We start from the raw sequence: 25,819 nt of genomic DNA on the forward strand, positions 1-25,819 counted from the left end.
CGCGCCGCGGGACACTTCGGGGTTCGGTCCGTGCCGGGAGCGGACGGGCGCGCGTGCCGGCGCCGGGACGGGCAACCCGTGGGGCATGCCCCGACTGCATCTCCCCTTTGGCGGGAAGCACGCGAAAGACGTCCCGGCGGACGGACCGGCCGGCCGGCGGTCCCAGGAGGACGACGGTCCCGAGGACTACGGTCCGGACGCCGCCACCGAGGACGCCGCCCCGGACTCCCCCACCGAACTGCCCGGACGCTCGTGGTCGGCGCTGGTGCGGCGCGTCGTCTCCGAGTTCCAGGACGACGAGCTGACCGACCGCGCCGCCGCCCTGACCTACTACGGGATCCTGGCGCTGTTCCCGGCCCTGCTGGTGCTGGTCTCGCTGCTCGGCATCGCCGGGGAGTCCGCCACCCAGGAGGTCCTGGACAACGTGAAGAAGCTCGCGCCCGGGTCCGCGCGGGACGTCCTCACGAACGCCGTGGAGCAGCTGCAGGCCAAGGCGGGTCTGGGCTCCGTGCTGGCGGTGGTCGGTCTGGTCGGTGCCGTCTGGTCGGCGTCCGGCTACGTCGGCGCGTTCATCCGCGCCGCCAACGCGGTCTACGACGTGCCCGAGGGGCGGCCGGTGTGGAAGGTGCTGCCGCTGCGGGTGATCCTGACGGTGGTCCTGCTGGTGCTCGCGGTGGTCAGCGCGCTCATCGTGGTCTTCACGGGAAGCCTGGCCCGGCAGGCGGGCACCGCCCTCGGGATCGGCGACACCGCGCTGACGGTGTGGTCGATCGCCAAGTGGCCGGTACTGGTCCTGCTCGTCACCTTCATGATCGCGATCCTGTACTGGGCCGCGCCCAACGCGCGGCTCAAGGGCTTCAAGTGGATCTCTCCGGGAAGTCTGGTCGCGCTGCTGATCTGGTTGCTCGCCTCCGGCGGGTTCGCCTTCTACGTCGCCAACTTCGGCTCGTACAACAAGACGTACGGCACCCTGGCCGGCGTCATCATCTTCCTGGTGTGGCTGTGGGTGACCAACCTGGCGATCCTGCTCGGCCTGCAGTTCGACGCGGAGCTGGCCCGCCAGCGGGTCATCGACGGCGGCCACCCGCCCGAGGAGGAGCCGTACGTGGAGCCGCGTGACACCAGGGCCTGGGACGACGCGGACCGGCGGCGCGCGGGCGGGGACGGAGCCGGGGACGACGGGGCCGTGTGACGGTGGACGGCCGGGGGGCGGCGTCCGGCTCACCGGATCTGGCCGGCGGTGCCCGGTCGCGACCGGCGGCGAGATCCGGCCGACACCTCCTACGGCAGGATCGAGTCGACGTAGCCGCCGTCCACGCGGACGGCCGCGCCGGTGGTGGCGGAGGCGAGGGGGGAGCTGAGGTACACCACCAGGTTGGCGATCTCCTCGGGTTCGATCAGCCGCTGGAGCAGGGACTGCGGGCGGTGTTCGCGCATGAAGACGCGCTGGGCCTCGTCCCAGGGCAGGTCGCGGTCGACCAGCTGGTACACGAAGTCCTCGACGCCCTCCGTGTGCGTGGGACCCGCGACCACGCAGTTCACCGTGACGCCGCTGCCCGCCGCCTCCTTGGCGAAGCCCCGGCCGACCGCGAGCAGTGCCGTCTTCGAGACGCCGTAGTGGATCATCTCGGCCGGGATGACGACGGCCGAGTCGCTCGCGATGTACAGCACCCGTCCCCAGCCGCGGTCCCTCATCCGGGGGAGATGGGCGCGCGTCAGCCTGACGCCCGCGAGGACGTTGATCTCGAAGTAGCGGCGCCACTCGTCGTCGCTGATCTCCAGCGCGGGAGCGGCGCCGAAGACGCCGAGGTTGTTCACGAGGATGTCCACGTCGGGCAGCGCCGCCAGGGCCTGCTCGGCGCCCTCCTCGGTGCCGAGGTCGGCCGCGACCGGCACGAACGTGCCGCCCGGTACGTCGGCCCGCAGCTTGCGGACACTCTCCTCCAGGCGGCCGGCGTCGCGTCCGTTGACGCCCACGGTGGCCCCGGCCCGGGCCAGCCCGGCGGCGATCGCCGCCCCGATGCCCTGCGAGGAGCCCGTCACCAGTGCGGTGCGTCCGCCGAGGTCCAGATTCATCGTCTCGCTCCTTGTCGTGCCGTACGGTCGGTCGGGTTGCTCCTGCCCACCCTCGCCCACGACGCACCCGTCACCCGGCCGCCCGCGCCGTACGCCGCACCACGCCACGCCCGGTCGGCGGACCCCCGGTGCTCTCGGCTGACCTGCGGCGACAATACTTGCCTACGTCCGTGCCCCTGCTGCCCGATGGACTCATGCCGACCTCTACCACCGCCCGCCCCACGCATCCGCCCACGCTGTGGGCCGCTCGCGGCCGCCACGTCGGCTCCGCGGCCGAGGACACCGTCCGCAAGAGGCTGCAGCGGCTCAAGGACGACCACGTCCTGGACGACTTCCTGGACCCGCCCGACGACCCGGCGCCCGCCGCGGCCACCGGCGCCGCCGCCGACCGGATCTTCGAGGCGCGCTGGAAGGTTCCCGGGGAAGCGGGGGACGTGACCGTGCGGGCGAGGCTGGTCCTGGAGCCCGCCTCGGCGGGCGGGCAGGAGTGGACGCTGCTCGCGGAGGCCGAGGAGGCCTGGGACCTGGGCTGGCCCTCCCCCGCCACGATGTTCTGGCCGGACGATCCGGACGTCACCTGGGACCGGGACGTCGCCACCGGGCTGCGGCTGCGGGGCCTCAACACCCTGCCGGACGACGACAAGGCCGTACGGCGGCTGCTCAAGGACGCCGGGCGCAGTCCGTGGAACATCCACGTCGTGGTGCACGAGGCGATGACCCCGGACCACCGCGGCCGGGTGCCGCTGCCGCGGCGGCTGCCGCCCGGTCTGCGGCACCGGGTGGTCGAGCACCGCGCCGCGCCGCAGCAGTTGCGCACGGTGAACTGGGCCCTGGAGGACTTCGGCGTCCAGGTGCCGCGCGGCGGCGCCGTGGTGCTGCCCGGCACACCGGCCCCGGCCGACTACGCGGCCGGTGACTTCTCGGTGCGCACCGTGTTCCTGGACGGCTCCGAGCCCACCGCGCTGATCGCGGCGGTGACGTCCTTCGCCGTGCTGCCCAGGCCGCTGCCCGACGACGCGGTGGCGGCCCTCGGGTCGCTGCGGGAGGACTGGCGGCTGCTGACGCTGGAGGAGGAGCTGGAGCGCGAGCGCAGGCTGGTGGCCATGTACGCCGAGGCCCTCGAGGCCATGACCCAGTCCCGCGACCTGTACCGGGAGGCGGCGGAACGGGCGGCCGAGGCCCTCGCCGTGTACCGGGAGTCCGCCGGAGCGGCACCGGCCGGTCCCCCGCCGCCCCGCACCCCGGCGCCGTCCCCCCTGCGGAGTCTGACCCGCACCCTGGACAGGTTCCGCAACCCCGCCAGGCCGCCCCGCCCGGACACACCCGCGAACGACACCACCGTCGAGGACACCACGGACCCCTCCCCCCGCCCCGGCGACTGAAGTCTGCGGGGTGGGTGCCGGCGCACGCCCGGCCGCGAGCCCGGCGGCGCGGTGCGGGCCCCCAGGCACGCCGGAGCGCCCGGCACTCCGGCCGGCCGACGTCTCCGCGGGTCCGGTGTCGCGGATCCCGGGTCCCGGGTCCCGGGTCCCGGATCCCGGATCCCGACTCTCCCGACTCCCCCTGCCGCCGGTCCGCCGCCGGGCCGGGCGGTCCACCCGCTCGCCCGGCACCGCGCCGTCGGCCCGCGTGGACCGCGGCCCTGGACGCGGGTGACGAGGCCGCCCGTGGTGAGGGCAGCCTCACGTGTCATCCGGCGTGAGGTGGATACGCGGACGGCACAGGAGCACGGCCCGCCCCGGAAGGTCAGTGACGCCATGGACAGCCAGCACGAGAGCGCCCCCGCTTCCCGCCCACAGGAGTCCGCCCGTTCGGAGACCACGCTCCGCGTCAACGGCAAACCGCACACGCTCGCCGTCGACCACCGCCGTGTCCTGCTGGACCTGCTGCGCGAGGACCTCGGTCTCGCGGGCGCCAAGAAGGGCTGCGACCACGGTCAGTGCGGCGCCTGCACGGTGCTGGTCGACGGGCGGCGGGTCAACAGCTGTCTGCTGTTCGCGGTCGCCCTGGACGGCTGCGACGTCACCACCGTGGAGGGACTCGCCGGGGACGGTGAGGAACTGCACCCGTTGCAGCGCGCCTTCCTGGACCGTGACGCCTTCCAGTGCGGGTACTGCACACCGGGCCAGATCTGCTCCGCGGTCGGCGCGCTCGCCGAGGCCGCGGCCGGACACCCCTCCCACGTCACCGACCCTGCGGCGCCCTCGGGGGAGCCGGTCGCGCTGGACCGGGACGAGATCCGGGAGCGGCTGAGCGGGAATCTGTGCCGGTGCGGCGCCTATCCCCGGATCGTCGACGCGGTCGAGGACGTGATCCCGTGAAGCCCTTCGCCTACGTACGCGCCGGCAGCGTCGAGGAGGCCACCGACGCCTTCGCGGCCCACCCCGGCGCCCGCTACCTCGGCGGCGGCACCAACCTCGTCGACCTGATGAAGCTGGGCGTGGAGACGCCGGCCGCACTCGTCGACGTGACCCGGCTGCCGCTGGACACCGTGGAGGAACTCCCCGACGGCGGGCTGCGGGCCGGCGCGATGGTCCGCAACAGCGACCTCGCGGCCCACCCCGCCGTGCGCGACCGCTACCCCGCGCTGTCCCAGGCGTTGCTGGCCGGGGCCTCCGGGCAGTTGCGCAACGCCGCCACCACCGGCGGCAATCTGTTGCAGCGCACCCGCTGCCCCTACTTCCAGGACGTGTCCAAGCCCTGCAACAAGCGGGAGCCCGGCACCGGTTGCGGCGCGCTGGAGGGCGTGCACCGCGACCACGCCGTGCTGGGCCACTCCGACCAGTGCATCGCCACCCACCCGTCCGACATGGCGGTCGCGCTGGCCGCCCTCGACGCGCGGGTGGAGCTGCACGGCCCCGAGGGCACCCGGAGCGTGCCGGCCGCCGACTTCCACCGGCTCCCCGGTATGCACCCGGAACGGGACACGGAGATCCACCCGGGCGAGCTGATCACCGGCGTGGTCCTGCCCGGGGCCACCGCCGGGCTCCCCTCCGCCTACCGAAAGGCCCGCGACCGGGCGTCGTACGCCTTCGCGCTGGCCTCCGTCGCCGTCGTGCTGCACGTGGCGGACGGAGTGGTGGAGCGGTCCGGGATCGCCTTCGGCGCGCTGGCGCACCGGCCCTGGCGCGCCCGGCGGGCGGAGGACGCGCTGGTGGGGGCGGCGCCCACCACGGCGGCGTTCGAGCACGCCGTCGACCTGGAGCTGGCCGCGGCCGAGCCGCTGCGCGACAACGCCTACAAGGTGCCGCTGGCCCGCCGGCTGGCCCTGGACGTCCTGGGCCGGCTCGCACCGCCCGCCACGACCTGACGACTCCCGCGTCCACGAGGAGGACCCCCATGAGCGCAACCGATGCCGTCCTGGGCGCTCCCGTCGAGCGCCGGGAGGGGCGGGAGAAGGTCACCGGCACCGCCCGGTACGCCGCCGAGGTCGACGCGCCGGGACGCGCCCATGCCTGGCCCGTCCCGGCGACGGTCGCACGCGGCCGGGTGACCGGCGTCGACGCCGCTCCCGCGCTCGCGCTGCCCGGGGTGCTCGCGGTGCTCACGCACGAGAACGCGCCCCGCCTCGGCGATCCCGACGACCCGACCCTGGCCCTGCTGCAGGGCCCGCAGGTCCCGCACCGGGGCTGGTTCGTGGGCGTGGTGGTGGCCGAGACGCTGGAGGCGGCCCGCGCCGGTGTCGCCGCCGTCCGGATCACGTACGAGACCGAGGCGCACGACGCGACGCTCACCGCCTCGCACCCCGAGGCGTACGTCCCCGAGACGGCCAACGGAGGTTTTCCGGCGGTCACCGAGCACGGGGACCCGGACGGCGGCCTCGCCTCGGCCGCGGCCCGGGTCGACGTCGCGTACACGGTGCCGCCGCTGCACAACCACCCCATGGAGCCGCACGCCAGTACGGCGCACTGGGACGGCGACCGGCTGACCGTGCTCTCCTCCAGCCAGGGCACCACGGCGGTGCAGAAGGAACTGGCGCGCCTGTTCGCACTGCCCGAGGACCGGATCACGGTGCGGGCCGAGCACGTGGGCGGCGGCTTCGGTTCGAAGGGCACCCCGCGTCCCGAGGTGGTGCTGGCCGCGATGGCGGCGCGCGAGACCGGGCGGCAGGTGACCGTCGCGCTGCCGCGCCGCTACCTGCCAACCGTCGTCGGGCACCGGGCACCCACCCTGCACCGGCTGCGGATGGGGGCGGACAGCGGCGGCCGGCTCACCTCCCTCGTGCACGAGGTGACGACGTACACCTCCCGGGTCAAGGAGTTCGTGGAGCAGGCGGCGGTCCCCGCCCGGGTCATGTACGGCACCCCCGCGCTGCGTACGGCGCACCGCGTGGCGGCGCTGGACGTGCCCACTCCGTCCTGGATGCGGGCCCCCGGCGAATGCCCCGGCATGTACGCCCTGGAGTCCGCGATGGACGAACTGGCCGCCGAACTCGGCCTGGACCCGGTGGAGCTGAGGATCCGCAACGAACCGGAGACCGAGCCCGACAGCGGGAAGCCCTTCAGCAGCAGGCACCTCGTGGAGTGCCTGCGCGAGGGCGCCCGGCGCTTCGGCTGGCAGGGGCGCGACCCCCGCCCGCGGTCCCGCGCGGCCGGCCCCCTGCTGATCGGCAGCGGGGTGGCATCGGCCACCTACCCGGTGCTGGTCTCGCCCTGCGCCGCCTCGGCCCGGGCACTGCCCGACGGCGACTTCCTGGTGCGGGTCAACGCCACCGACATCGGAACCGGAGCCCGTACGGTCCTCGCGCAGGTCGCGGCCGACGCCCTCGGCGCCCCGCTCGACCGGGTGCGGATCGACGTCGCCGACAGCGGCATCGGCTTCGCCCCCGTGGCCGGTGGCTCCTCGGGCACCGCCTCCTGGGGGTCGGCCGTGCACGAGGCGTGCGTCCGGCTGGCCGGCCGGCTGGCGGAGCACCCGGGTCCCCTGCCCGACGAGGGGATCGCCGCGGAGGCCGACACCTCCGGCACGGTGGACGGCGAGAGCCCTTACGCCCGGCACGCCTTCGGCGCCCATTTCGCCGAAGTGAGCGTCGACACCGTCTCCGGTGAGGTACGGGTGACCCGGCTCCTCGGGGTCTTCGCCGCCGGGCGCATCCTCAACGCCCGTACGGCCCGGTCCCAGTTCATCGGGGGCATGACGATGGGTCTGGGCATGGCACTGACCGAGGACAGCACGATGGACCCGGTGTTCGGCGACTTCGTCGAGCGCGACCTGGCCTCCTACCACGTGCCGGCGCACGCCGACGTCACCGGCCTGGAGGCGTACTGGGTCGACGAGGAGGACGCGCACCTCAACCCCATGGGCAGCAAGGGGATCGGCGAGATCGGCATCGTGGGCTCGGCGGCGGCCGTCGGCAACGCCGTCCACCACGCCACCGGCATCCGGTTCCGGGAACTGCCGCTCACCCCGGACCGGGTGCTCACCGCCCTGCTCGCGCACGAACACCCCCCGGGCACGCTGGGGATCTGAGAACGCGACGTGGGCCGCGCCGGACGGTCGTCCGGCGCGGCCCACGCTCGGTGGGCGGGGGTCAGGGCGCCGTACGGCTCGCCACGGCCACGCGGCGGGCCGGTCCGCGCCGCGCGGCGGCCGGCGAGCCCACCCGCACGCACAGCGCCAACAGCGCGACGAGCGAGGCCGCCACGGCCACCGCGACCGCGACCCAGGTGGGTGCCAGCGTGAGGTCGGTGACCGGGGAGACCTGCGCCGAAGGAGTGGCGCTGCCGTAGAGCTTGGCCGCGGCGAGCGCCGCCGGTCCCACCACCGCCACGGCGAGCAGCGGTACGACGGGCCGGACGGTCAGCAGCAGGGCGAGCAGCAGGCAGGCCGCCGACAGGCCGACGGCCACCCCGTAGGTCTGCGCGGAGGCGCCGGCGCGGTGCAGCGGGAAGAAGGCCACGCCGCACCCGGCCAGGACCGCGACGGCCAGCCGGGCGAGCCAGGCCGGGCCCCGGGCGGTACGGCGCGCCGCGCGGTCGCGGTCACGCCCCCCACGGTCGTGCCCCGCACGGTCCCGGTCGCGCTCGCGCGCGGCGCGGCCTGTGTCACGGTCCCGCCCGTCACGGCCTCCGTCGCGCTCGCGACCCCGGCCGAACGGCCGACGGCCTGCGCGGCCGCGGCGGTCGGCCCCGCCGAAGGCGCCGGTGCGCCGGGTCGGGCGGGCGGTGGTCCGCGGTTCTTCATCCTCGTCGGCCGCGTCCTGGGCCGCCCGCAGTTGCCGGGCGTCGGGGCTCTGCGCCCGGACGTGTCCGTCCTCGGCGAGCCGCCCTATCAGTTCGACCAGTTCCTCGACGGGCCGGCCGGTGGCGGCGGCGCGGACGGCCTCCTGACCGCAGTGCGGCTCCAGGGGCGTGCGGTGCAGCAGTGCCATCAGCCGGGTCACGTCCTCCACGGAGCGGCACTCCGCCGCGGCCCGGATCGCCTCGTCCGCGCTGGCCGAGTGTCGCGGCGGCCGGGTCAGCAGGCCCACCAGCCGGGTGACGTCCTCGACGGACCGGTTCACGCCGACCGCACGGAGCGCGTCGACCGTGGCCTGTGCGTACTGCGGCGACTGCTCCAGCATCGTGATGAGGTCGACGACCTCCTCGAGCGGCCGGTCGGCGACGGCGGCGCGCACCAGGTCGCCGACGGGATCGCCGTACGTCTGTCCGTCTCCGTCGTGGGCCTGGGCCCGGGCCTGGGCCTGGGCGTCGACGTCGGAGTCGGCGTGGCGCGCACGGGGGCCGGGCTGCCGGAAGCCGGGGCCTTCGCGGCCGGGACCGCCGGGATCGTGGACGGGAAAGTCGGGGTCGGGCTCCGGTTCGGGGAGGTCGGCGTCGTCCAGGTCGTCCCACAGATCGATGTCCCGCTCGGGCGAGGGACGGTCGACGACGGTCCGGGCCCCTGGCTCCGCGCCCGGCGGTCGCAGCGTGCCGGTGGTCGCCGTCGTCTCCCCGGTGGGAAGGTCCAGAGCGGATATGGCGTACTCGGGTATGGCGTACTCGGGCGAGCGAGGTGATGAAGAGCCGGTGTTCATGATCTCTCCGTGTGGTGGGGGTGCGGCCGCCCTGCGTCCCCGACATGCGACTCGCGCTGTGTGCTGCCATTACTAGGCACGTCCGTCGCGCCGTGCCACTCCGGTGGGCCACAGGGATGAGAGAGCCCGCCCGGCGGCCTTGCCGCCGCCGCGAGCGGGCATCCGGGTAGGGAGGCGCGTGTCGCGCGCCGGAGGAGGCCCTGGTGGATACGACCACAGTGATCGTCGTGGCGGTGCTGCTCGCGGCGGTCGTCCTCGCGGCGGCGGTCGCCGTGCTGGTGCGCCTGGTCCGCACCCGACGGGACCTCAGGCGGGCCGGCCTCCCCACCGGCCCGCGCTGGGTGTTCTGGGGTGCGGTCCTCTATCTGGTCCTCCCGGCGGACCTGTTGCCCGATCCGGTCTACCTGGACGACGTCGGCGTGCTGCTGCTCGCCCTGCGCTCCGCGCGCGGCTCGATCGGCGCCCGGCACGCCGCCTCGGACCGGCGGCGTTCCCCGGATTCGCCCGGCGACTACGCAGCGTAAGGAAACCATTCACCCGTTCGAGTCGTATAAGTCTCTGGAAGCCGAAGGAAGTCGGCGGACCAGGTGACGGCGCAGAAGATTTCGTCGCCTGATCGGCGCAGCACCGACTAGGGAGAGACGATGCAACCGTTCGCGCTCAACTACGCACGGCCGGCTGTGGAGTTGGAAGCCACCACCGAGTACGTCTACGACTCGGGGCTGCAGTTGAACGTGCTCCTCGACGGCCGGGTGGCCGCCTGCGACCACGCGCTGCTCAGAGAGCTGGGGACCACGACCTCCACCGCGGGGTCGAAGACTCACTTCGACGACTGAACACGGGCCGTCGACGATGACCGTGCTGATCCTGACCTGTGAAGAGGACGTCACCGCGGACATGGTGGTGGTGCACCTGAACGCGTCGGGAGTTCCGGTGGTCCGCCTGGACCCCGCCGACCTCACCGGCTCCGTCGCGCTCTCCGGCGAGTTCGTGCACGGCTCCTTCCGGGGCCATCTGTCCGCGGGAGGCCGGCTGGTGAGCATCGGGGGGCTGCGGTCCGTCTGGGTGCGCAGGCCGGGCGGGGCGGCCACCCGGGCCGCCGAACCTTCCGCGTGGCTGACCGAGGAGGCCGGTCAGGCGCTCTACGGCATGCTCCGCGGCTCACCGGCGCGCTGGATGAACCAGCCCGACGCCGCACACCGGGCCAGGTACAAGCCCTGGCAGCTGCGCCTCGCCCAGCGGTGCGGGCTGCCGGTGCCGGCGACGCTGATCACGACGTTCCCACGGGCGGCCCGCGAGTTCGCCGAGCGCTACCCGGATCTCGTGGTCAAGCCCGTCTCGGGCGCCCATCCGCAGGATCCGCCGCTGGCGGTGCCGACCAGCAGGGTTTCGCCCGAGGCCGACTTCTCGGCCGTCGCCCACGGTCCGACGCTGCTGCAGCGCAGGGTCGCCAAGCGGGCCGACATCCGGCTGACGGCCGTCGGCGACGTGTTGCTGGCGGCGCGCAAGACGACGCCGGCGAGCCTGGACCCGGCGGAGGTGGACGTGCGTTTCACGGCGTCGGACGAGCCGTGGCGACCGGCCCCGGTGCCGCCGCGCGTCGCCGAGGGCGTCCGGGACTACCTCCGGGAGGCCGGGCTGGCCTACGGCGCGTTCGACTTCGCCGAGGACGGCGACGGCACCTGGTGGTTCCTCGAGTGCAACCAGTCGGGGCAGTTCGGCTTCGTCGAGGTGGAGACGGGCCAGCCGATCGCCCGCACCATCGCCGAGTGGCTGGCCCGGCCCGAGGACGGGGCCACGGTGGAGGCGGGCGGCCCGGGCACTGCGGCGGTCGGATGAGGTTCCCCCGGCACGCCTGCCCGAGGGCCGCCCGTCAGTGCGGGCGGGGGCCGGGCAGCAGGGCGGTGCGCTGCCAGCCGGCGCCGGGGGACGGCTGGCGTTCGGGACCCGGCAGGTACCCGGGGGTGCGCAACGGCCGCATGACCACCTCCAGTTCCCTGCTCACACGCTCGGCGTCCCGCCGCACCTGCTCGGGGACGTCACCGCGTTCGGCGACGAGTCGGTCGTAGATGGGGGAATCCTGGAACACCCGTCAACGTGCCTTTCGTGTCGTCCGCCCCCGTACGGAGGCGCGACTGAGCAGTCTAGGCGCCCGTTCACCCACCGGTGCGCATTCCGCCAGGATGTGAACAGCCGCTCAGGCTCCGGTCGTGGAGCCGGGCCGCACGATCATGAGGACGGTCACCGTGGCCCACAGCAGGTTGAACACGCCGGTGAACATGGCGAGCCGGGCCGTACCGGCCCGCTCGACGGGCTGCCGGTCGGCCAGTTGCTCAAGGAGCTCCTCCTGACGCGGCAGGACGAAGGCGGCGAGGAGACCAGCGGCCGCCGCGGTGAGGGTGACGGACGCGATGAGCCAGGCGTCGCCCAGGACGCCCATCGAGGCGGCGGTGGCGAACCCGAGGACCGGCACGGCGATGCCCAGACCGGCGTAGACCCGGCAGATGCGGTGCAGGAGCCGGACGATGCCCGTGTCACCGGCGTCCGCGGCCTCCCCTCCCCCGACGGCCGCCGCCACCGGCACCCGGCGGGCGGCCGCCGGGAACATGCTGGCCGCGACGGTGACGGGTCCCACGGCGATGACGGCCGCGAGGACGTGGAGGGACAGCAGCAACTTGGTCATCGGGAGGGCTCCGGGAGCTGAGGCGGGCGGCGCGGTGATCGATGACCAAGGTAGAAAGACGAAACCGGCCCGCACAGTGGCGGGAACGACAGTTTCCCACGGGATCCCGCCAGCCCCTCCCACCCGTGCCTGCCCGACCGGACCGGCCCTGACCCGGTCTTCTGTGCGTGGCGCGAACTCGCCTAGGGTGGCGCCCATGCACTCGGTGGCGATCCTGGTCCTCGACGACGTGGTGCCCTTCGACATGGCGGCGCCCATGCAGGCGTTCGACTGGGCACGGTTGCCCGACGGCCGCCGCCCCTACCGGGTGGGGCTGTGCGCGGAGTCGCCCGAGGTGCGCACCGAAGGCCTCACCCTGCGGATCGAGCGGGGTCTGGAAGCGCTGGAGACGGCCGACACCGTCATCGTGCCGGGCCGCTCGGAGGGGGCCGGCCCGCCGTCCGGGCGCGTCCTCGACGCACTGCGCCGGGCGGCCCGCGCCGGGACCCGGATCGCGTCGGTGTGCGTCGGTGCCTTCGTCCTGGGGGAAGCCGGCTTGCTGGACGGGCTGCGGGCCACCACCCACTGGATCGCCGCCGCGGAACTGGCCCGCCGGTACCCGCTGGTGGAGGTGCTGCCGGACGTGCTCTACGTGGACAACGGGCAGATCCTCACCTCGGCCGGCGCGGCCGCCGGCCTGGACATGTGCCTGCACATGATCCGCCGGGACCTGGGCTCGGCCGTGGCCGCGCACTCCGCCCGGATGTGCGTCATGCCGCTGGAACGGGAAGGCGGGCAGGCCCAGTTCGTGGTGCACGAGCACCCGCCCGTGCCGCGGGGCTCGGACCTGGAGCCACTGCTCGGGTGGATCGAGGACAACCTGGCCGGGGAGCTGACCCTCGGGGCGATGGCGGCCCGCTCGGGGATGAGCGAGCGCACCTTCAGCCGCCGCTTCCGCGAACAGACGGGCACCACGCCGCTGCAGTGGCTGCTGCGGGCCCGGGTGCGGCGTGCCCAGTACCTGCTGGAGAACGGGGACGACTCGGTCGAGAGGATCGCCCGGCAGGCGGGGTTCGGTTCGCCCACGGCCTTCCGTGAGCGGTTCCGCCGGGTGGTCGGCACCACCCCGTACGGCTACCGCGCGGCCTTCCGGGCGAAGTCCCCCGCGCCACCGCGCCTCCCGTGAGCCCGGGCCGTGGAGCGGACCCGGCTCGGCGGATCCGCTCCACGGCCCGGCCGCGAGGTGCTGCGGTGTTCAGACGGCCAGTGACAGGCCGCTCTCCCCTTCGGGATCCACCGTGCGCGCCTCCGGCACCGCCCGCCCCTTGGCGAGCAGCAGGGCGTCCGCCTTCGCCACCGCGTCGTGGATGCTGGTCGTCGCCATCATCACGCACAGGGTGTAACTGACGTCCGCCAGCTCCCGCGCCGTCGTCGTCGACTCCCTCTCCGCCTGCGCGATGCGCAGCGACGCGTACCGCGTGAGCAACTTCCTGACGACCTTCGGGTCCGGTTCGAGCACGAAGCGCCCCTCTCTCGATTTTCGCTGCGTATGCCCGAACCCGGTCAAACCAATCGCAGCACGCGCCCCCATGCCCGTAATTGACCAGATCCTGCCCATACCTGTCCGGCCGTCGCGATGAGTGGTCGACAACTCGGGGAAACGGACAGGCCGCAGCGGAGCGGTCAGGCCACCTGACCGCTGTGCAGGGCCGTGTAGGCCCCTCCCCGGGCGAGGAGTTCCTCGTGGGTGCCCGTCTCCTGGATCCGGCCCTCCCCCATCACCACGATCCGGTCGGCGCCGCGCACGGTGGACAGCCGGTGCGCCACGACGAACGTGGTGCGTCCGCGCAGCAGGCGGGACAGCGCCTGCTGGACGAGCGCCTCCGAGCGGGTGTCCAGCGCCGAGGTGGCCTCGTCCAGGATCAGCACCCGGGGGTCCCGGATCAGGGCGCGGGCGATGGCGAGGCGTTGGCGCTGGCCGCCGGACAGCCGCGCCCCGTGTTCCCCGACCAGGGTGTCCAGGCCGCGCGGCAGCCGGTCGACGAACTCCAGGGCGTTGGCGTCGCGCAGGGCGGCGCGCACCGTCTCCTCGTCGGCGTCGTCCATGCCGTAGGCGACGTTCTCCCGGATCGTGCCGTCGAACAGGATCGACTCCTGCGGCACCACCGAGACGAAGCGCCGGTACGTGCGCAGGTCGAGGGTGCTCATGTCGGTGCCGTCCAGCAGCAGCCGGCCCGAGGTCGGCCGCAGGAAGCCGATCACCAGGTTGAGCACGGTGGACTTGCCGGCGCCGGAGGCGCCCACCAGCGCGACGGTCTCGCCGGGTTCGACGGAGAGGGTGAAGTCGCTGACCGCGGGGCGCCCGTCGCTCTCGTAGAGGTGCCCGACGCCGTCGAAGGTGACGGCTCCGCGCAGCGAGGTCAGCTCCGTCTTGCCCTCGTTGTCCTCCAGTTCCGGGGCCTGGAGCACCTCGCCGACCGAACGGACCGACTCCAGGCCCTTGGTGATGACCGGAGCCAGGCCCGCCAGTGTCGTCGTGGAGTTGGTGAGGGTGGTCAGGAAGGCGCTGAGCATGACGACGTCGCCGGCGCTGACCCCCCAGACGTCGTAGTACGAGATCAGCGCGGCGCCTGCGAGCACCAGGACGCCGACCACGTTGAGCACCACCCAGGACAGCGAGCCGAAGCGGCCGTTGACCAGGTCCAGGCGCATCCCGGAGGTGAGCAGCCGGTCCAGGGTGCCGTCCATGCGGCGCAGCGCCTTGCCCTCCAGACCGTGGGCGCGGGTGACCGGGATGAGCCGGGTCATCTCCGTCACCCGAGAGGACAGGGTCTCGACCTCGTGGCGGAAGTGCTCGTTGTGGGTGCGCAGCCGGGCCCGGAGCCGGGCCACCAGCAGGGAGGCGGCGGGGACGACGACGAGGAAGACGGGCAGGAACTCCGGGGTGCGCACGGCGATGATCACGAGGCCGCCGGTGAGCACGGTGAACGCGCCGAGACCGGTCTCGGCGGTCTGCTGCACCATCTGTTCCACCGTCTCCACGTCCCGGACCACCTTGGCCTGCAGGACGCCGGCGCTGACCCGCGAGTGGTAGCCGATGGAGAGCTGCTGCATCCGCGTGCACAGGGCGGAGCGCAGGGCGGTGCCCATGCGGCGCACGCTGCCGTGGAGGAGACGGACGTAGAGCAGGTGCAGCGGGTAGTTGACCACCAGGATGAACATGATGATCCCGGTGCTGGTCCACAGGTCCGCGATCGGCCCGTGCTGGACGACGGTGTCGATGATGGCGGCGGTGATGAGCGGCAGCAGCCAGACGGGGCTGTGCTTGACGGTGAAGACGGCGACCGCACCGGCCAGTCGGCGGCGGTCCGCGCGGAGCAGGTAGACGAGGGTGCGTATCGGGTGTTCGCCCCGGTAGCGGTGATCGAGCGGCTTTTCCAACGACGACGCCATCGGCGTGGTCCTCCTGGTGACCGAATGGGGCAAGCGCTTGCTTCCCGCGCTTTCCTACCCCGTCGGCCAGAAGTGCGCCACATCGTTCCGCGTGCTGGAAGGGACCCGCGCCTTCTCCCCCGTGGAGGGCGCGGGTCCCGGCGCTCGATCCTCCGCGGGCCCGGGACTCGGTCCCGGGGGCGGGCTCAGTCCCCGAGGGTGCGGGCGAGTTCGGTGGTGGCGCGCGTGATCTCGGTGTCGCCCTCGGCCAGCAGTCGCTCCAGTCCGTCCCGCCGGGCGCGGACGGCCTGCCGCGCCGCGCGCTCCCACACCACCGGGTTCTCACGGTGGTTGAGCAGCTTGGGGTAGGCGGTGGCGGTGGTCTCCCACTGCCGGGCGTCGGCGATGTTCTTGAGCAGCTGGATGATCTGCGCCCGGCAGTTCACCTGCGGCCGCTGCGCCAGCTCCCACAGGAAGGGGACGGTCGCGGCGGTCGCCTGCTCGACGACGAAGCCGTACTGGCAGATGCGCTTGCGCAGATCCCCGAGGGCGGCGCGGGCGGTTTCGGCGTCGCCCCGGGCGACCTTGCGCAGCAGCCGGGGGATGGCCGCCGCCGAGCCGGTGGAGTCCTGGATGTCGCTCCAGGGCACGCCGTCGAGGCCCGCCAGCGGGGCCGCGGCGCGGGGTGAGCCGGGCGGCTGCGTCTGGTGGTCGGTGCGCTGGATGCTCGGCTTGGGTGTCGGAGCGCTGCGCATGGTGTGGGGCCCTTCCGCGGCAGTCGGGTCAGGAGAGGGGACGGGTCGACAACGTGGCCCAGACCGTCTTGCCCGCCGGGGGACGCGGGGCCCAGCCCCACTCCTCCGCGAGCGCGTCGACGATGCACAGGCCGCGTCCGTGCTCCTGAAGTGCGGAGCCGTCGGACGGGTGGAACACGGGCGCGTTGTCCCCGGAGTCGGAGACGGTCAGCGTCAGACGGGCGGCGTCCAGAACCAGCCCGAGCCCGACTTCCGGCGCACCGGCCGCCGCGGACGGCACCGCGTGCGTCACGGCGTTGGAGACGAGCTCGGTGATCACGAGGACCGCGTCGTCACCGCAGTGCTCGAGCGACCACCCGCGCAGCGTGTCCCGCGTGAAGACCCGGGCCCGGGCGAACCCCTCACCGCTGCACGCCACGCGCAACGCGGCGGTGGCCGTGCGGCCGGCCGAGAAGAGGCCCTTCGCGTACGGAGCGGGCATCACCCCGTCGGTCCGGCAGGCGGACTCCCGCACCGGGTACGGGAGCCCTGCGGACCGGGTCGGCGCACCCGCCTCCGACACGACTTCGCCGGGCGACCGGAGCGTTGGATGCGCAGGTGACGGCACAGCATCTCCCTGATGCGACGTCAGGACGGGACATCAACCGGGGGGTTGACGCCACAGCTATTATCCACGCTTAGAGCGCTCCCGTGCAATTGCACGGGAAATTGCGCGAAAAAAATCGGATGGGGGCGCTCGGGGACCGGCACGACTCGGTCCGCTCCCCCCGAACGGCAAGGAGACCGCGGTGCCACCAGTGCGCAACGGAGTGCAGGCCAGCCAGTTGGACGCCTGCTGGAAGAAGAGTCGGCACAGCAACGCCGAGGGCAACTGCGTCGAGGTCGCCCTCGTGGACGGAGGCATAGCGATGCGCAACTCCCGCTACCCCGACGGCCCCGCACTCGTCTACACCCCGGCGGAGGTGGCCGCCTTCCTGGCCGGCGCGAAGGAAGGCGAGTTCGACCACCTGCTGTAGCGCGGGGCGGCGCGGCGGCCGCGGACGACGGGCGACGCGGCCACGTGGCCATGCGGCCACGGGACGTCGGGGACAGCCGGAAGCGGAGTCCAACTACCCGATTTCTACAGGCGGATGCGGTGGGCCGGTTCGGGATGAGATAGTCTTTTCTACAAGTCTGCCGGTCTGCTGGGAGCCAGGATGTCCGCCGCGTCGCATCGCATCTCCCGACTCGAACCCTATCTGGACCGGGTCGAGCCGGCTCCGACCCTGCTGAAGATGCTCGTCGGCGTACAGCTGGCGGGTTTCCGCGAGGACGCAGGCCTCTCCCAGGAGCAGGCCGCCCGCGCCGTGGGGTTCAGCGCCGCGAAGCTCTCCCGCATCGAGTCGGGCAAGGGCCGGAAGCCTCCCACGGAGAGCGACGTCCGTGCTCTCCTCGACCAGTACGGCACCGACGCCTACGAGGCCTCGGTCCTGGTCAAGCTGTTGCAGCGGGCCGGTGAACCGGGCTGGTGGCAGCGGTACGACAAGCGCCTGATGCCCGAGTGGTTCGACCGCCTGGTCGGCCTCCAGGAGGCCGCGGCGACCATCCGCACCTTCGAGATCCAGTACGTCCCCGGCCTGCTCCAGACCGAGGCCTACACGGCGGCCGTGGTCGAGCGCGGCCTGCCGAACGCCCCCGCGGCCGAGGTCCGGCGACGCGTCGAGTTGCGCAAGCGCCGGGCGGAGCTGCTGCACCGCAGGGACGCCCCGCAGCTGTGGGCGATCATCGACGAGTCCGTCCTGCTGCGCGTGCTGGGCAGCCGCGAGGTCATGCGCGAGCAGCTCGGGCACCTGGTCGAGATGGCGGAGAAGCCCCATGTGACGCTGCAGATCGTGCCGCTGGACGTGACACACGCGTCGGCGCCCGCGATCCCCGTCACCTATCTCCGCTTCGGCGGCGCCGATCTGCCCGACGTGGTCTACCTGGAGCACATCAAGAGCGCCAACTTCCTCGAGGACCGGGACGAGACCGAGGAGTACCGGGTGGCGCTGGACCGGCTCGCCGACGAGGCGCTGACCCCGCGCGAGTCACTGAACCGCCTGCGGGAGACGATGGCGACCCGCTACGCCGCCACCACATAGCAAGCAGGGCAACACGAGGGGGGCCATGCGCGATGCGCATGGCCCCCCTCGTGTTGCCCTGCGGGTGATCGGTGCGTCAGGACGGGCGACGACGCTCAGCGCAGGCGGCCCAGACCGCCGAACTCGATCCACTCGTCGGAGAGCTGACGCGGCGCCACCTCGGTGTCGGGACGCCAGGTGGAGACCTCCACGAGCCCGGGCTCCAGGATGTCCATGCCCTCGAAGAAGCCTTCGACGTCCTTCGGCTCACGCACCCGGCCCCAGTGGCCCTGGGTCGCCTGGTCCATGAAGTCCGTGACGAACTTCCGCACTTCGGCGTCCTCGCTGACCAGCTGGCACATCACGGCGAAGCTGCCGGGCACGAGCCGCTCGGTCACCCGGCGGATGACCGCCTTGGGCCCGTCGGTCTCGCTGTCCGGGATGCAGTGGAAGACCGAGTTGAACAGCACGGCGACCGGCTGCGAGAAGTCGATCAGACGCTGGGTGTCCGGGTGGGAGAAGATCTCCTCCGTCGAACGCATGTCGGCGTGGATGACGGCCGTCTGGTCGTTCTGGTCGAGCAGCGCCCGGCCGTGGACCAGCACCATCGGGTCGTTGTCGACGTAGACCACGCGGGAGTCCGGGGCGATGCGCTGGGCGACCTGGTGCACGTTGTCCTGGGTGGGCAGACCGGAGCCGTGGTCCAGGAACTGGCGTATGCCGTAGTCCTCGGCGAGGACACGGACCACACGCGCGAGGAAACGCCGGTTGTTCAGGGCCAGCCGGCGGGTGCTGGGGACGACCTTGTCGAGTTCACTGACGGCCGCCCGGTCGGCCGCGTAGTTGTCCTTGCCGCCCAGGTAGAAGTCGTACATACGTGCCGCCGTCGGCACGTTGGCATCGATCTCCGTGGACAGCTGCTTGTCGGCTTGCATCGTTCCCCCAGCTCCGTACCGGTGCCAACTGGACTGGCATGACAGACAGTACATCCTACTGACCCCGTGGTCAGCCGAACCAGAGGGTGGACCGAGCGGCCATCAATCCGACCATGTGGCCGAGGAGTTGACGGCCGCTCGGCCGACTCAGCCGCGCCCGGCCAGGTAGGCGTCCACACCGGGGGCCTTGTGGGCGCCCTCCGCGCCGACCAGACCGCCGACCGCCTTGGCGTCGGGCTTCAGCACGTACGTGGACCGGCTGGCCGGCGCGGTCACGTAGGTGAAGTTCTGCGGAGTGCCGAGCCCGGTGTCCGCGTTCTTCTGCGAGCGGTGCGCCTTGACCACGTCCTGCCGGGTGAGGCTGCCGCCCTCGCAGGCCTTCTTCAGGTCGATGCCCGTCAGCTGGGCGGCGTTGTACCCGGAGAGCACACCGGAGTCGACGGGCTCGCCCGGGTACGCCTTCTGGTAGGAGGCGACCATCTTCTTGACGCCCGGCAGGTCGGAGCTGACCGCCGGAGCGGCGCTGACCACGTGGACCATGGCCTCCAGCGCGGGGGCCGCCGGTGTCTTCAGCAGCTGGGGCGCGTAGCCGGGCGCGCTGGTGACGATCGGCACCTTCAGACCGCGCGCCGCCGCCACCCCGGCGAGCGAGGCGGTCTGGGCGGGCCCCGCGCTGATCAGGATCGCCTTCACCCCGGCCTTGCTCAGGGCCGACACCTGTGCGGTCAGATCGGTGTCCGTGGCCTTGATCTTCTGTCCGGCGATCTTCATCCCCGCCTGCTCGGCGGCCCACTCGGAGCCCTCCAGCGCGTTGGCGCCGTAGTCGCCCTCGAAGTAGACGTGACCGATCGTGTCGCCCTTGACGAGCTTCTGGGTGCGGGTGAGGAAGTCGACGGCGGCGATCATGTCGAGGTCGTAGGTGGTGCCGAGGACCTGGACGGAGTCGCGGCCGAGCAGGGAGGCGGCCCAGGCCTGCGGGAAGGTCAGCAGGTGGTCGCGCTCGATGTCGTCGAGCAGGGCGGCGACCACCGGGGAGCCGATGACCTGGGGCAGGGCGACGACGTCCGGTGCGATGTCGGCGTAGGCGGTGACCGCCTTCTGTACGTCGTAGCCGTGGTCCTTGACGACGATCTCGACCTTGCGTCCGCAGATGCCGCCCGCGGCGTTGGTCTCGTCGGCCCACATCTGCTGGGCCTGCACGATGCTCTTGCCGAGGGTGGCGTAGGGGCCGGTGAGGTCGGTCAGGGCGCCGAGTCTGATGGTCTTGTCGCTGATTCCGGGTCCGGCCTTGACGCCGTCGGCGGCGTCGTCGCTGCTCCCGCCGTCCGCCTTGGAGCTGCAGGCGGTGCCCGCGAGCAGCACGGCGGCCAGTGCCGCGGCCAGGGTGGCGGTCCGGGCGGTGCGGGCGGTGCGGGGCCTGGGGTGCGTGGCGTTCACGGGGTGTGCTCCTTGGCTCGTGCGGTGGTGTCGGTGGTGGTGGCGGGGACGGTGGCCCCGGGCGAGGGACGGTTGCCGGGCGGGCCGGTGACGGACGGGCGGCGGCGCAGGCGGGCCCGGGTGCGGCGGGCCAGTCCGTGCAGGCCGTCGGGGGCGTAAAGGAGGATGACGACGATCGCCGCGCCGTAGAGGTAGCGGGAGGCCTCGGTGGGGCCGATCGAGCCGCCGCCGGACCCGGGCGCCGCCACCAGCGGCAACTGGTCGGCGTAGCGGGTCATCAGCAGGGGCAGCGCGGTGACGAAGACGGCGCCTGCGGTGGCTCCGGCCACCGAGCCGAGACCGCCGATGACGATCATGGCGAGGTAGTCGACGGAGAGGGCGAGGGAGAAGTAGTCGGGCACGACGCGGCGGAAGGAGAGCGCGAGCAGGACGCCGGCGAGGCCCGCGTACATCGACGAGACGACGAACGCGGCGGAGCGGTACCGGGCCACGTGGACGCCCATGACCGACGCCGCCGTCTCGCTGTCGCGCAGCGCCACCAGAGCCCGCCCGGGGCGTCCGCGCAGCAGACCGCGTGCGCTGAACCAGGTGACGGCGAACAGGACGAGCCCCAGGTACCAGAGCCGTTCCTCGGCGCCGAACGGGACGCCGAGGACGGTGAGTTCCGGGTCGGCCTCGGCGAAGGCGAAGCCGCCGAGCTGCAGGGGCGGCACCGAGCGGCCGTTGAACCCGCCGGTGACGGAGTCCGCGGTGAGCAGGACGTGGTGGCCCAGGAAGACCAGCGCGAGGGTGGCCACGCCGAGGTAGACGCCCTTCACCCGCCCGGCGACGGGGCTGAACAGGCCGCCCGCCGCGCCGGCGAGGAGCACCGCGAGGACGAGGGCCACGGCGGGCGGCAGTCCGGGTCCGGGTTCGCCCGCCAGCCAGACGTAGCCGTACGCGCCGACGGCGAGGAAGAAGGCGTGTCCGAGGGAGAGTTGTCCGGCGGTGCCGCTGAGCAGGCCGAGGCCGACGGCGCCGATGGCCGCGGCCATGGAGAACAGGCCGATGCGCAGCCAGAAGGCGTCCAGGTAGAAGGGCAGGGCGCACAGGAGGAGGGCGGTCACCAGGAGCGGACCGCGCTTGCGGAGGACGGAGCCGAGGTCAGACACGGGCCGCTCCCTTCGCGGCGAAGAGTCCTGCGGGGCGCACCAGCAGGACGAGCACCATCACGGCGTACGGCGCCACGTCGCCGAAGCCCTCGCCGAGCACGTGCAGGTCGGACTGGTAGCCGGCGGCGAAGGCCTCGGTGAGACCGATCAGCATGCTGCCGACCAGGGCACCGACCGGGGAGGTCATGCCGCCGAGGATGGCGGCCGGGAAGGCCTTCAGCGCGATCTGCCCGGTGGTGCGCTCCAGTCCGGGCGCCGGGAAGGCGACGAGGAAGACGGCGGCGAGCGCGGCCAGTGCGCCGGCCAGGCACCAGGCGAGGGCGCGGACGCGGGTGAGCCGTACGCCCATGAGGGCGGCGGCTTCGCGGTCCTCGGCGGCCGCGCGCAGCGACAGCCCCCAGGGCGTGAACCGGAAGAGGGCGAAGGCCGCGCCGATGGCGACGGCGGACACCACGATCGCGGCGATGCGGCTGTCGGCCACGGTCACCGGGCCGAGGTCGGTGACGGCGGAGCCCCAGGGGTCACCGAGCGGCAGCAGGTCGCCGCCGATACGCCGGGCGAGGTCGGTGACCAGCACGATGTCGATGCCGATCGTGACGATGGTCTGGACGTGGGCGGCGTGCGGGTCGCCCCCGCCGACGCGTTGCAGCAGCACCCGGTCCAGCAGCCCGGCCACGGCCGCCGTCACGAGGACCGCGAGGGCGAGCGCCCCGGCGAAGCCGAGGTCGTCGTGGAGGACGGCGACGAGGTAGCCGCCGAGCAGGAGCAGGGAACCGTGGGCGAAGCTCAGGACGCCGGAGGCCTTGAAGATGGTGACGAACCCGAGGGCGATCAGGGCGTAGACGGAGCCCAGGGCGAGGCCGTTCAGGAGGCTGTCGAGGAAGCCGGTCATGCCGCGTCCTCCCCTGTGGTGGTGCCGAGGTAGGCGCGCAGCACCTCGGGGTCGCGCCGGACCTCGTCGGGTGTGCCGTGGGCGATGGCCCGGCCGAAGTCGAGCACGGTGACCTCGTCGGCGAGCCGCATGACCAGACCCATGTCGTGCTCGACCAGCACTACGGAGAGGCCGAGTTCGGCACGGACCTCCCGGACGACCTCGGTCATGCGGACGCGTTCGGCGGCGTTCATGCCGGCCACGGGTTCGTCGAGCAGCAGGACACGGGGCTCCAGACACAGGGCGCGGGCGAGTTCCACGCGTTTGCGGTCGCCGTACGACAGCAGCGCGACGGGTGAGTCGAAGTGGGCGCCGAGGCCGGTGAGTTCGGCGATCTCACGGGCCCGGGCGAGGTGGGTGCGCTGTTCGCGCACGGCGCGGGGCAGCCGCAGGGCGCTGGCGGCGAAACCGGCGCGGGACAGGGCGTGCCGGCCGAGCATCAGGTTGTCGGCGACGGTGCCCTGGGTGGTGACGATGTTCTGGAAGGTGCGGGCGACGCCGAGGGCGGCGATCCGGTGCGGGGCGAGCCGGGTCAGCTCCGCGGCGCCGAGCCGTACGGTGCCCGCGGCGGGTCGGTACAGGCCGGACAGGACGTTGAAGCAGGTGGACTTGCCGGCGCCGTTGGGCCCGATGACGGCGTGGACGCTGCCGGGGGCGACGGTGAAGGAGACGTCGTCGAGGGCGAGCAGGCCCGCGAAGCGCACGGTCACGCCCCGTACGTCGAGCGCGCGGGGCGCGGCGGGGGTGGTCACGCGGCCCCCTTGTCTTCGGTGTCGTCGGTGGTGTCGCCCAGGTAGAGGCGGCGCACGGCGTCCGTCCGCGCGAGTTCGGCCGCCTCGCCGGAGAGCCGGATCTCGCCGACCTCCAGGACGTAGGCGTGTTCGGCGAGCGACAGCGCCATGCCGGCGTTCTGTTCGACGAGGAGTACGGCGGTGCCCTGGGCGTTGATCTCCCGGACGACCTCCGCGATGCGGTCGACCATCATCGGGGCGAGGCCGAGCGAGGGCTCGTCGAGGAGGAGCAGGCGGGGCGCGGCCATCAGGGCGCGGCCGATGGCGAGCATCTGCTGTTCGCCGCCGGAGAGCAGACCGGCGGCCTGGCGGGTGCGTTCGGCGAGCCTCGGGAACAGGGTGAAGACGCGGTCGCGGGCCTCGTGGACCTGGGCGGGTGCCCGCCGGTTCAGGCCGAGTCCGCCGGCCCGCAGGTTCTCGTCGACGGTGAGTCCGGCGAACACCCGCCTGCCCTCGGGCACCTGGACGACCCCGGCGCGTACGGCGGCGACCGGGTCCCGGCCGTCGAGGACCGTGTCGCCGTAGCGGACGCGGCCGGCCGTGACGGCTCCGCGGTGCAGGCGCAGGGTGCCCGAGACGGCCCGCAGCAGCGTCGTCTTGCCGGCGCCGTTGGCACCGAGCAGGGCGACGACGGCGCCGTGCGGGACGGTCAGGGACACGGAGCGGAGGGCGGACAGGGCGCGTCCGTACGTCACGTCGAGGCTCTCGACGTGCAGCGCGGGCGCGCCGTCCGGTGGTGCTGCGGGCATCGCGGCTCCTTGGGACCGCGCCGGGGAGGCACGGTGACGGGTGAATGGGGGGAGCTCACGACAGCACGGGCGCCACGGGCCGTACAGGGGGCTAGGGCAGGGTCGCTGCGGGGTCCCAGTCCGGGGTGGCCGAGTCTGTGCGGATGCCCATGCGGGCGGGGCGGGAACGCCGCCCGAGGCGTCCCGGGCAGACCAGCGGGTGAACCGGCCGAGCGACGGAAGCCCCGGCCCGCGGGGCGGCGGACCGGGGCTTGCGGAGGGGCGGGTCGGCCCCACGGAGGGGTGAGGGCTGCCGAAGGGACAGGGGCAGCGAAAGGGCAGGGGTCACCCGGAGGGAGGCAGACGCCACCCGGGGGGGCAGAGGCCACGGAAGGGTCAGGGCTGCGGATACTCCTGGGACGGCTTTCGCGGGCTCGGCCCCGCCCCGTGCCTCAGTCGTGCAGGACGCGGTGGGCGGTCAGGGCCAGGCTGAACTCGACGACGTCGGCCGGGCGGGCCAGCGAGCGGCCGGTGAGTTGTTCGCAGCGGCGGAGGCGGTTGAGGACCGTGTTGCGGTGGCAGTAGAGACGCTCGCCGGCGCGCTGGGCGGAACCGTCGCAGTCCAGCCATGTGGTGAGGGTGTCCAGGAGCACCTCCCGGTCTGCGGGTTCCAGGCGGAGCAGGGGCCCGAGCACCTTCTCGGCCAGCGCCCGGCCCAGATCGGGGCTGGAGACGACCAGGGCGGCGGGGAGCTGGTCGGCCAGGCGCACCGTGCCGCCGGCCGCGGGGCAGATGCCCAGGGCCGTGTCCGCGAGCCTGCGGGCGTCTCCGACGGCGGCGAGGCCGACGACGGGGCTGCCGACGCCGATCCGGAGACCGGGGTGGAGGGCGGGGCCGTGTCGTCCGCCCCCCGGCCCGTGCGGGTCCTCCGGCAGTCCCTCGCGGTCACCCACGAGGACGATCCCGTAGTCGGTCTCGGGCCCGGCGTGCCAGTGGACGCGGCTGCCCGGCGGTACGGCCGCGGCGCGGGCTACGTCGGACCGGGCCGGGGGCCCGCCGGCCACGGCGACGACGACGTACCGGCCCTGTTCCGGCAGGTCCAGGGTCCGGGCGGCCTCCGGCAGGTCGGCGATGCGGCCGGTGCCGTCCAGCAGGCCGGCCGCCAGCAGCCGGGCCCGGTTCTCGCGGCGCCGGTCGATCTGCCACTCGGTCTGCCGGTAGGCGTCCGCGACGAGGGTGCAGTGCTCGTCGACGAAGTTCCACACGTCGGCGGCCACGTGCACGAGGAGCCGTACGTCTTCGGGGGCGGCCCTGGACGTCTCCTCGACCAGCCGCTGCCACACCAGCGAGCCGCCCAGCCGGAAGGCGTGCAGCAAGGCGTCGAGCGGAAGCCCCTGTTCGGCGCGGGCGGCGCCGATCCGCCAGGAGCAGCGGCGGGCCGCGTCCCGGGCGCCGCGCGGGTCGAGCAGCGAGGCCACGCTGTGCCGCAGCGAGCGGTGGGCCTCCTGCCAGGTGGCGGCGGGGTCCTTCGTGACGCTCGCCCGGTAGGCGGGCTCCTGCTCCTCCAGCAGGGCCACCAGCCGGTCGGTCAGGTCGGGCAGGTCGTCGAGCAGGGCGCGCGCGGCCCGGTGCAGGACACGCAGGGCGTCGGCGTCGATCAACGACGTGACACCGGGTGTCCGCGGGCGTGGAACGGGCGTCAGCCCGGTGCGGATCGCTCGTGACCGTACGGCGTGCTGCATCGCGGTCCTCCCCAGGGCAGGGCTTGCGGAGGCGCCGCCCGGCGACGGCCGTCGCGCCGCGCCGG

26 protein-coding genes are annotated in these 25,819 nt (G+C 73.6%); 11 read left to right on the top strand and 15 right to left on the bottom strand.

The genetic code is table 11. The features are described 5' to 3' along the window. The first annotated feature begins 85 nt into the window (after positions 1–85). On the top strand, positions 86–1,192 hold the full coding sequence (locus EV562_RS01950; protein WP_166661527.1) for a YihY/virulence factor BrkB family protein: 1,107 nt from the start codon (positions 86–88) through the stop codon (positions 1,190–1,192). Between the two features lie 89 nt (positions 1,193–1,281). On the opposite strand, the gene EV562_RS01955 is transcribed toward EV562_RS01950, so the two are convergent. Next, a complete protein-coding gene (locus EV562_RS01955) occupies positions 1,282–2,076 on the bottom strand; it encodes an SDR family oxidoreductase (RefSeq protein WP_133884862.1) in 795 nt (264 codons plus the stop codon). 194 nt (positions 2,077–2,270) lie between these two features. Here EV562_RS01955 and EV562_RS01960 point away from each other — a divergent pair, with 194 nt between their 5' ends. From EV562_RS01960 to EV562_RS01975, 4 genes are all read left to right on the top strand, one after another. After that, entirely contained in the window at positions 2,271–3,458 is a 1,188-nt protein-coding gene (locus EV562_RS01960) for a hypothetical protein (RefSeq protein WP_243859947.1), read from the top strand. A gap of 375 nt (positions 3,459–3,833) precedes the next feature. Further along, entirely contained in the window at positions 3,834–4,397 is a 564-nt protein-coding gene (locus EV562_RS01965; RefSeq protein ID WP_133884863.1) for a 2Fe-2S iron-sulfur cluster-binding protein, read from the top strand. Then, positions 4,394–5,386 carry a xanthine dehydrogenase family protein subunit M gene (locus EV562_RS01970; protein ID WP_133884864.1) on the top strand — a complete coding sequence of 331 codons (993 nt, stop codon included), beginning with the start codon at positions 4,394–4,396 and terminating at the stop codon, positions 5,384–5,386. The genes EV562_RS01965 and EV562_RS01970 overlap by 4 nt, the downstream gene beginning before the upstream one ends. A 29-nt stretch (positions 5,387–5,415) precedes the next feature. Continuing rightward, on the top strand, positions 5,416–7,545 hold the full coding sequence (locus EV562_RS01975; RefSeq protein ID WP_133884865.1) for a xanthine dehydrogenase family protein molybdopterin-binding subunit: 2,130 nt from the start codon (positions 5,416–5,418) through the stop codon (positions 7,543–7,545). 61 nt (positions 7,546–7,606) lie between these two features. Here the strand turns inward: EV562_RS01975 and EV562_RS35305 are convergent, their stop codons facing one another. Further along, positions 7,607–9,091, bottom strand: coding sequence for a hypothetical protein (locus EV562_RS35305; RefSeq protein ID WP_133884866.1), 1,485 nt, complete (start codon positions 9,089–9,091; stop codon positions 7,607–7,609). 203 nt (positions 9,092–9,294) lie between these two features. On the opposite strand from EV562_RS35305, the gene EV562_RS01985 reads away from it, so the two are divergent. The 3 genes from EV562_RS01985 to tgmB all read left to right on the top strand — a co-directional run bounded on the left by EV562_RS01985 (position 9,295) and on the right by tgmB (position 10,930). Continuing rightward, entirely contained in the window at positions 9,295–9,615 is a 321-nt protein-coding gene (locus EV562_RS01985) for a YkvA family protein (protein ID WP_133884867.1), read from the top strand. A gap of 120 nt (positions 9,616–9,735) precedes the next feature. After that, entirely contained in the window at positions 9,736–9,927 is a 192-nt protein-coding gene (gene tgmA, locus EV562_RS01990) for a putative ATP-grasp-modified RiPP (protein WP_133884868.1), read from the top strand. Between the two features lie 16 nt (positions 9,928–9,943). Further along, entirely contained in the window at positions 9,944–10,930 is a 987-nt protein-coding gene (tgmB, locus tag EV562_RS01995) for an ATP-grasp ribosomal peptide maturase (protein ID WP_133884869.1), read from the top strand. A 34-nt stretch (positions 10,931–10,964) separates the two neighbouring features. On the opposite strand, the gene EV562_RS02000 is transcribed toward tgmB, so the two are convergent. Then, positions 10,965–11,180 (bottom strand): hypothetical protein, encoded by a 216-nt coding sequence (locus tag EV562_RS02000; RefSeq protein ID WP_133884870.1) that lies wholly within the window; start codon positions 11,178–11,180, stop codon positions 10,965–10,967. Positions 11,181–11,288: 108 nt separating this feature from the next. Beyond that, positions 11,289–11,774, bottom strand: a complete 486-nt coding sequence (locus EV562_RS02005; RefSeq protein ID WP_133884871.1) for a hypothetical protein — start codon at positions 11,772–11,774, stop codon at positions 11,289–11,291. Between the two features lie 196 nt (positions 11,775–11,970). On the opposite strand from EV562_RS02005, the gene EV562_RS02010 reads away from it, so the two are divergent. Continuing rightward, complete coding sequence (locus EV562_RS02010; RefSeq protein ID WP_133884872.1) at positions 11,971–12,939, top strand: helix-turn-helix domain-containing protein; 969 nt, start codon at positions 11,971–11,973, stop codon at positions 12,937–12,939. 69 nt (positions 12,940–13,008) lie between these two features. On the opposite strand, the gene EV562_RS02015 is transcribed toward EV562_RS02010, so the two are convergent. From EV562_RS02015 to EV562_RS02030, 4 genes are all read right to left on the bottom strand, one after another. Beyond that, the gene (locus EV562_RS02015) at positions 13,009–13,272 is read right to left on the bottom strand and encodes a DUF5133 domain-containing protein (protein WP_166661528.1); all 264 of its coding nucleotides are present in this window, start codon (positions 13,270–13,272) and stop codon (positions 13,009–13,011) included. A gap of 164 nt (positions 13,273–13,436) precedes the next feature. Then, positions 13,437–15,206, bottom strand: coding sequence for an ABC transporter ATP-binding protein (locus EV562_RS02020; protein WP_133884874.1), 1,770 nt, complete (start codon positions 15,204–15,206; stop codon positions 13,437–13,439). A 185-nt stretch (positions 15,207–15,391) separates the two neighbouring features. Next, entirely contained in the window at positions 15,392–15,940 is a 549-nt protein-coding gene (locus EV562_RS02025; RefSeq protein WP_166661529.1) for a hypothetical protein, read from the bottom strand. 28 nt (positions 15,941–15,968) lie between these two features. Beyond that, positions 15,969–16,547, bottom strand: a complete 579-nt coding sequence (locus EV562_RS02030) for an ATP-binding protein (protein ID WP_133884875.1) — start codon at positions 16,545–16,547, stop codon at positions 15,969–15,971. A gap of 181 nt (positions 16,548–16,728) precedes the next feature. Between EV562_RS02030 and EV562_RS02035 the strand changes: the two genes are divergently transcribed. After that, positions 16,729–16,956, top strand: coding sequence for a DUF397 domain-containing protein (locus EV562_RS02035; protein ID WP_133884876.1), 228 nt, complete (start codon positions 16,729–16,731; stop codon positions 16,954–16,956). A gap of 180 nt (positions 16,957–17,136) precedes the next feature. Next, positions 17,137–18,060: a helix-turn-helix transcriptional regulator gene (locus tag EV562_RS02040; protein ID WP_133884877.1), complete on the top strand. Its 924-nt coding sequence runs from the start codon at positions 17,137–17,139 to the stop codon at positions 18,058–18,060. Positions 18,061–18,155: 95 nt separating this feature from the next. On the opposite strand, the gene EV562_RS02045 is transcribed toward EV562_RS02040, so the two are convergent. The 7 genes from EV562_RS02045 to EV562_RS02075 form a co-directional block, all read right to left on the bottom strand. Then, a complete protein-coding gene (locus EV562_RS02045; protein WP_133884878.1) occupies positions 18,156–18,974 on the bottom strand; it encodes an SAM-dependent methyltransferase in 819 nt (272 codons plus the stop codon). A 147-nt stretch (positions 18,975–19,121) separates the two neighbouring features. Continuing rightward, positions 19,122–20,411: an ABC transporter substrate-binding protein gene (locus EV562_RS02050; RefSeq protein WP_133884879.1), complete on the bottom strand. Its 1,290-nt coding sequence runs from the start codon at positions 20,409–20,411 to the stop codon at positions 19,122–19,124. After that, entirely contained in the window at positions 20,408–21,562 is a 1,155-nt protein-coding gene (locus EV562_RS02055) for a branched-chain amino acid ABC transporter permease (protein WP_133884880.1), read from the bottom strand. The genes EV562_RS02050 and EV562_RS02055 overlap by 4 nt, the downstream gene beginning before the upstream one ends. Further along, positions 21,555–22,454 (bottom strand): branched-chain amino acid ABC transporter permease, encoded by a 900-nt coding sequence (locus EV562_RS02060; protein WP_133884881.1) that lies wholly within the window; start codon positions 22,452–22,454, stop codon positions 21,555–21,557. Before EV562_RS02060 ends, EV562_RS02055 begins: the two co-directional genes overlap by 8 nt. Beyond that, positions 22,451–23,245 carry an ABC transporter ATP-binding protein gene (locus EV562_RS02065; protein ID WP_133884882.1) on the bottom strand — a complete coding sequence of 265 codons (795 nt, stop codon included), beginning with the start codon at positions 23,243–23,245 and terminating at the stop codon, positions 22,451–22,453. Before EV562_RS02065 ends, EV562_RS02060 begins: the two co-directional genes overlap by 4 nt. Further along, complete coding sequence (locus EV562_RS02070; RefSeq protein ID WP_133884883.1) at positions 23,242–24,033, bottom strand: ABC transporter ATP-binding protein; 792 nt, start codon at positions 24,031–24,033, stop codon at positions 23,242–23,244. Before EV562_RS02070 ends, EV562_RS02065 begins: the two co-directional genes overlap by 4 nt. 431 nt (positions 24,034–24,464) lie before the next feature. After that, positions 24,465–25,754 (bottom strand): helix-turn-helix domain-containing protein, encoded by a 1,290-nt coding sequence (locus EV562_RS02075; protein WP_133884884.1) that lies wholly within the window; start codon positions 25,752–25,754, stop codon positions 24,465–24,467. Positions 25,755–25,819: the final 65 nt, after the last annotated feature.

It is taken from the genome of Streptomyces sp. BK208 (assembly GCF_004364245.1).
Lineage (GTDB): Bacteria > Actinomycetota > Actinomycetes > Streptomycetales > Streptomycetaceae > Streptomyces.

Excerpts from the sequence above, each read along its gene's own strand:
- EV562_RS02005 (WP_133884871.1), bottom strand. The coding sequence starts at position 11,774 with ATGACCAAGTTGCTGCTGTCCCTCCACGTCCTCGCGGCCGTCATCGCC.
- tgmB (WP_133884869.1), top strand. The coding sequence starts at position 9,944 with ATGACCGTGCTGATCCTGACCTGTGAAGAGGACGTCACCGCGGACATG.
- EV562_RS02060 (WP_133884881.1), bottom strand. The coding sequence starts at position 22,454 with ATGACCGGCTTCCTCGACAGCCTCCTGAACGGCCTCGCCCTGGGCTCC.
- EV562_RS35305 (WP_133884866.1), bottom strand. The coding sequence starts at position 9,091 with ATGAACACCGGCTCTTCATCACCTCGCTCGCCCGAGTACGCCATACCC.
- EV562_RS02040 (WP_133884877.1), top strand. The coding sequence starts at position 17,137 with ATGTCCGCCGCGTCGCATCGCATCTCCCGACTCGAACCCTATCTGGAC.
- EV562_RS01975 (WP_133884865.1), top strand. The coding sequence starts at position 5,416 with ATGAGCGCAACCGATGCCGTCCTGGGCGCTCCCGTCGAGCGCCGGGAG.
- EV562_RS02020 (WP_133884874.1), bottom strand. The coding sequence starts at position 15,206 with ATGGCGTCGTCGTTGGAAAAGCCGCTCGATCACCGCTACCGGGGCGAA.
- EV562_RS01965 (WP_133884863.1), top strand. The coding sequence starts at position 3,834 with ATGGACAGCCAGCACGAGAGCGCCCCCGCTTCCCGCCCACAGGAGTCC.
- EV562_RS01950 (WP_166661527.1), top strand. The coding sequence starts at position 86 with ATGCCCCGACTGCATCTCCCCTTTGGCGGGAAGCACGCGAAAGACGTC.
- EV562_RS02025 (WP_166661529.1), bottom strand. The coding sequence starts at position 15,940 with ATGCGCAGCGCTCCGACACCCAAGCCGAGCATCCAGCGCACCGACCAC.
- EV562_RS02070 (WP_133884883.1), bottom strand. The coding sequence starts at position 24,033 with ATGCCCGCAGCACCACCGGACGGCGCGCCCGCGCTGCACGTCGAGAGC.
- EV562_RS01960 (WP_243859947.1), top strand. The coding sequence starts at position 2,271 with ATGCCGACCTCTACCACCGCCCGCCCCACGCATCCGCCCACGCTGTGG.
- EV562_RS02075 (WP_133884884.1), bottom strand. The coding sequence starts at position 25,754 with ATGCAGCACGCCGTACGGTCACGAGCGATCCGCACCGGGCTGACGCCC.
- EV562_RS01955 (WP_133884862.1), bottom strand. The coding sequence starts at position 2,076 with ATGAATCTGGACCTCGGCGGACGCACCGCACTGGTGACGGGCTCCTCG.
- tgmA (WP_133884868.1), top strand. The coding sequence starts at position 9,736 with ATGCAACCGTTCGCGCTCAACTACGCACGGCCGGCTGTGGAGTTGGAA.
- EV562_RS02010 (WP_133884872.1), top strand. The coding sequence starts at position 11,971 with ATGCACTCGGTGGCGATCCTGGTCCTCGACGACGTGGTGCCCTTCGAC.
- EV562_RS02045 (WP_133884878.1), bottom strand. The coding sequence starts at position 18,974 with ATGCAAGCCGACAAGCAGCTGTCCACGGAGATCGATGCCAACGTGCCG.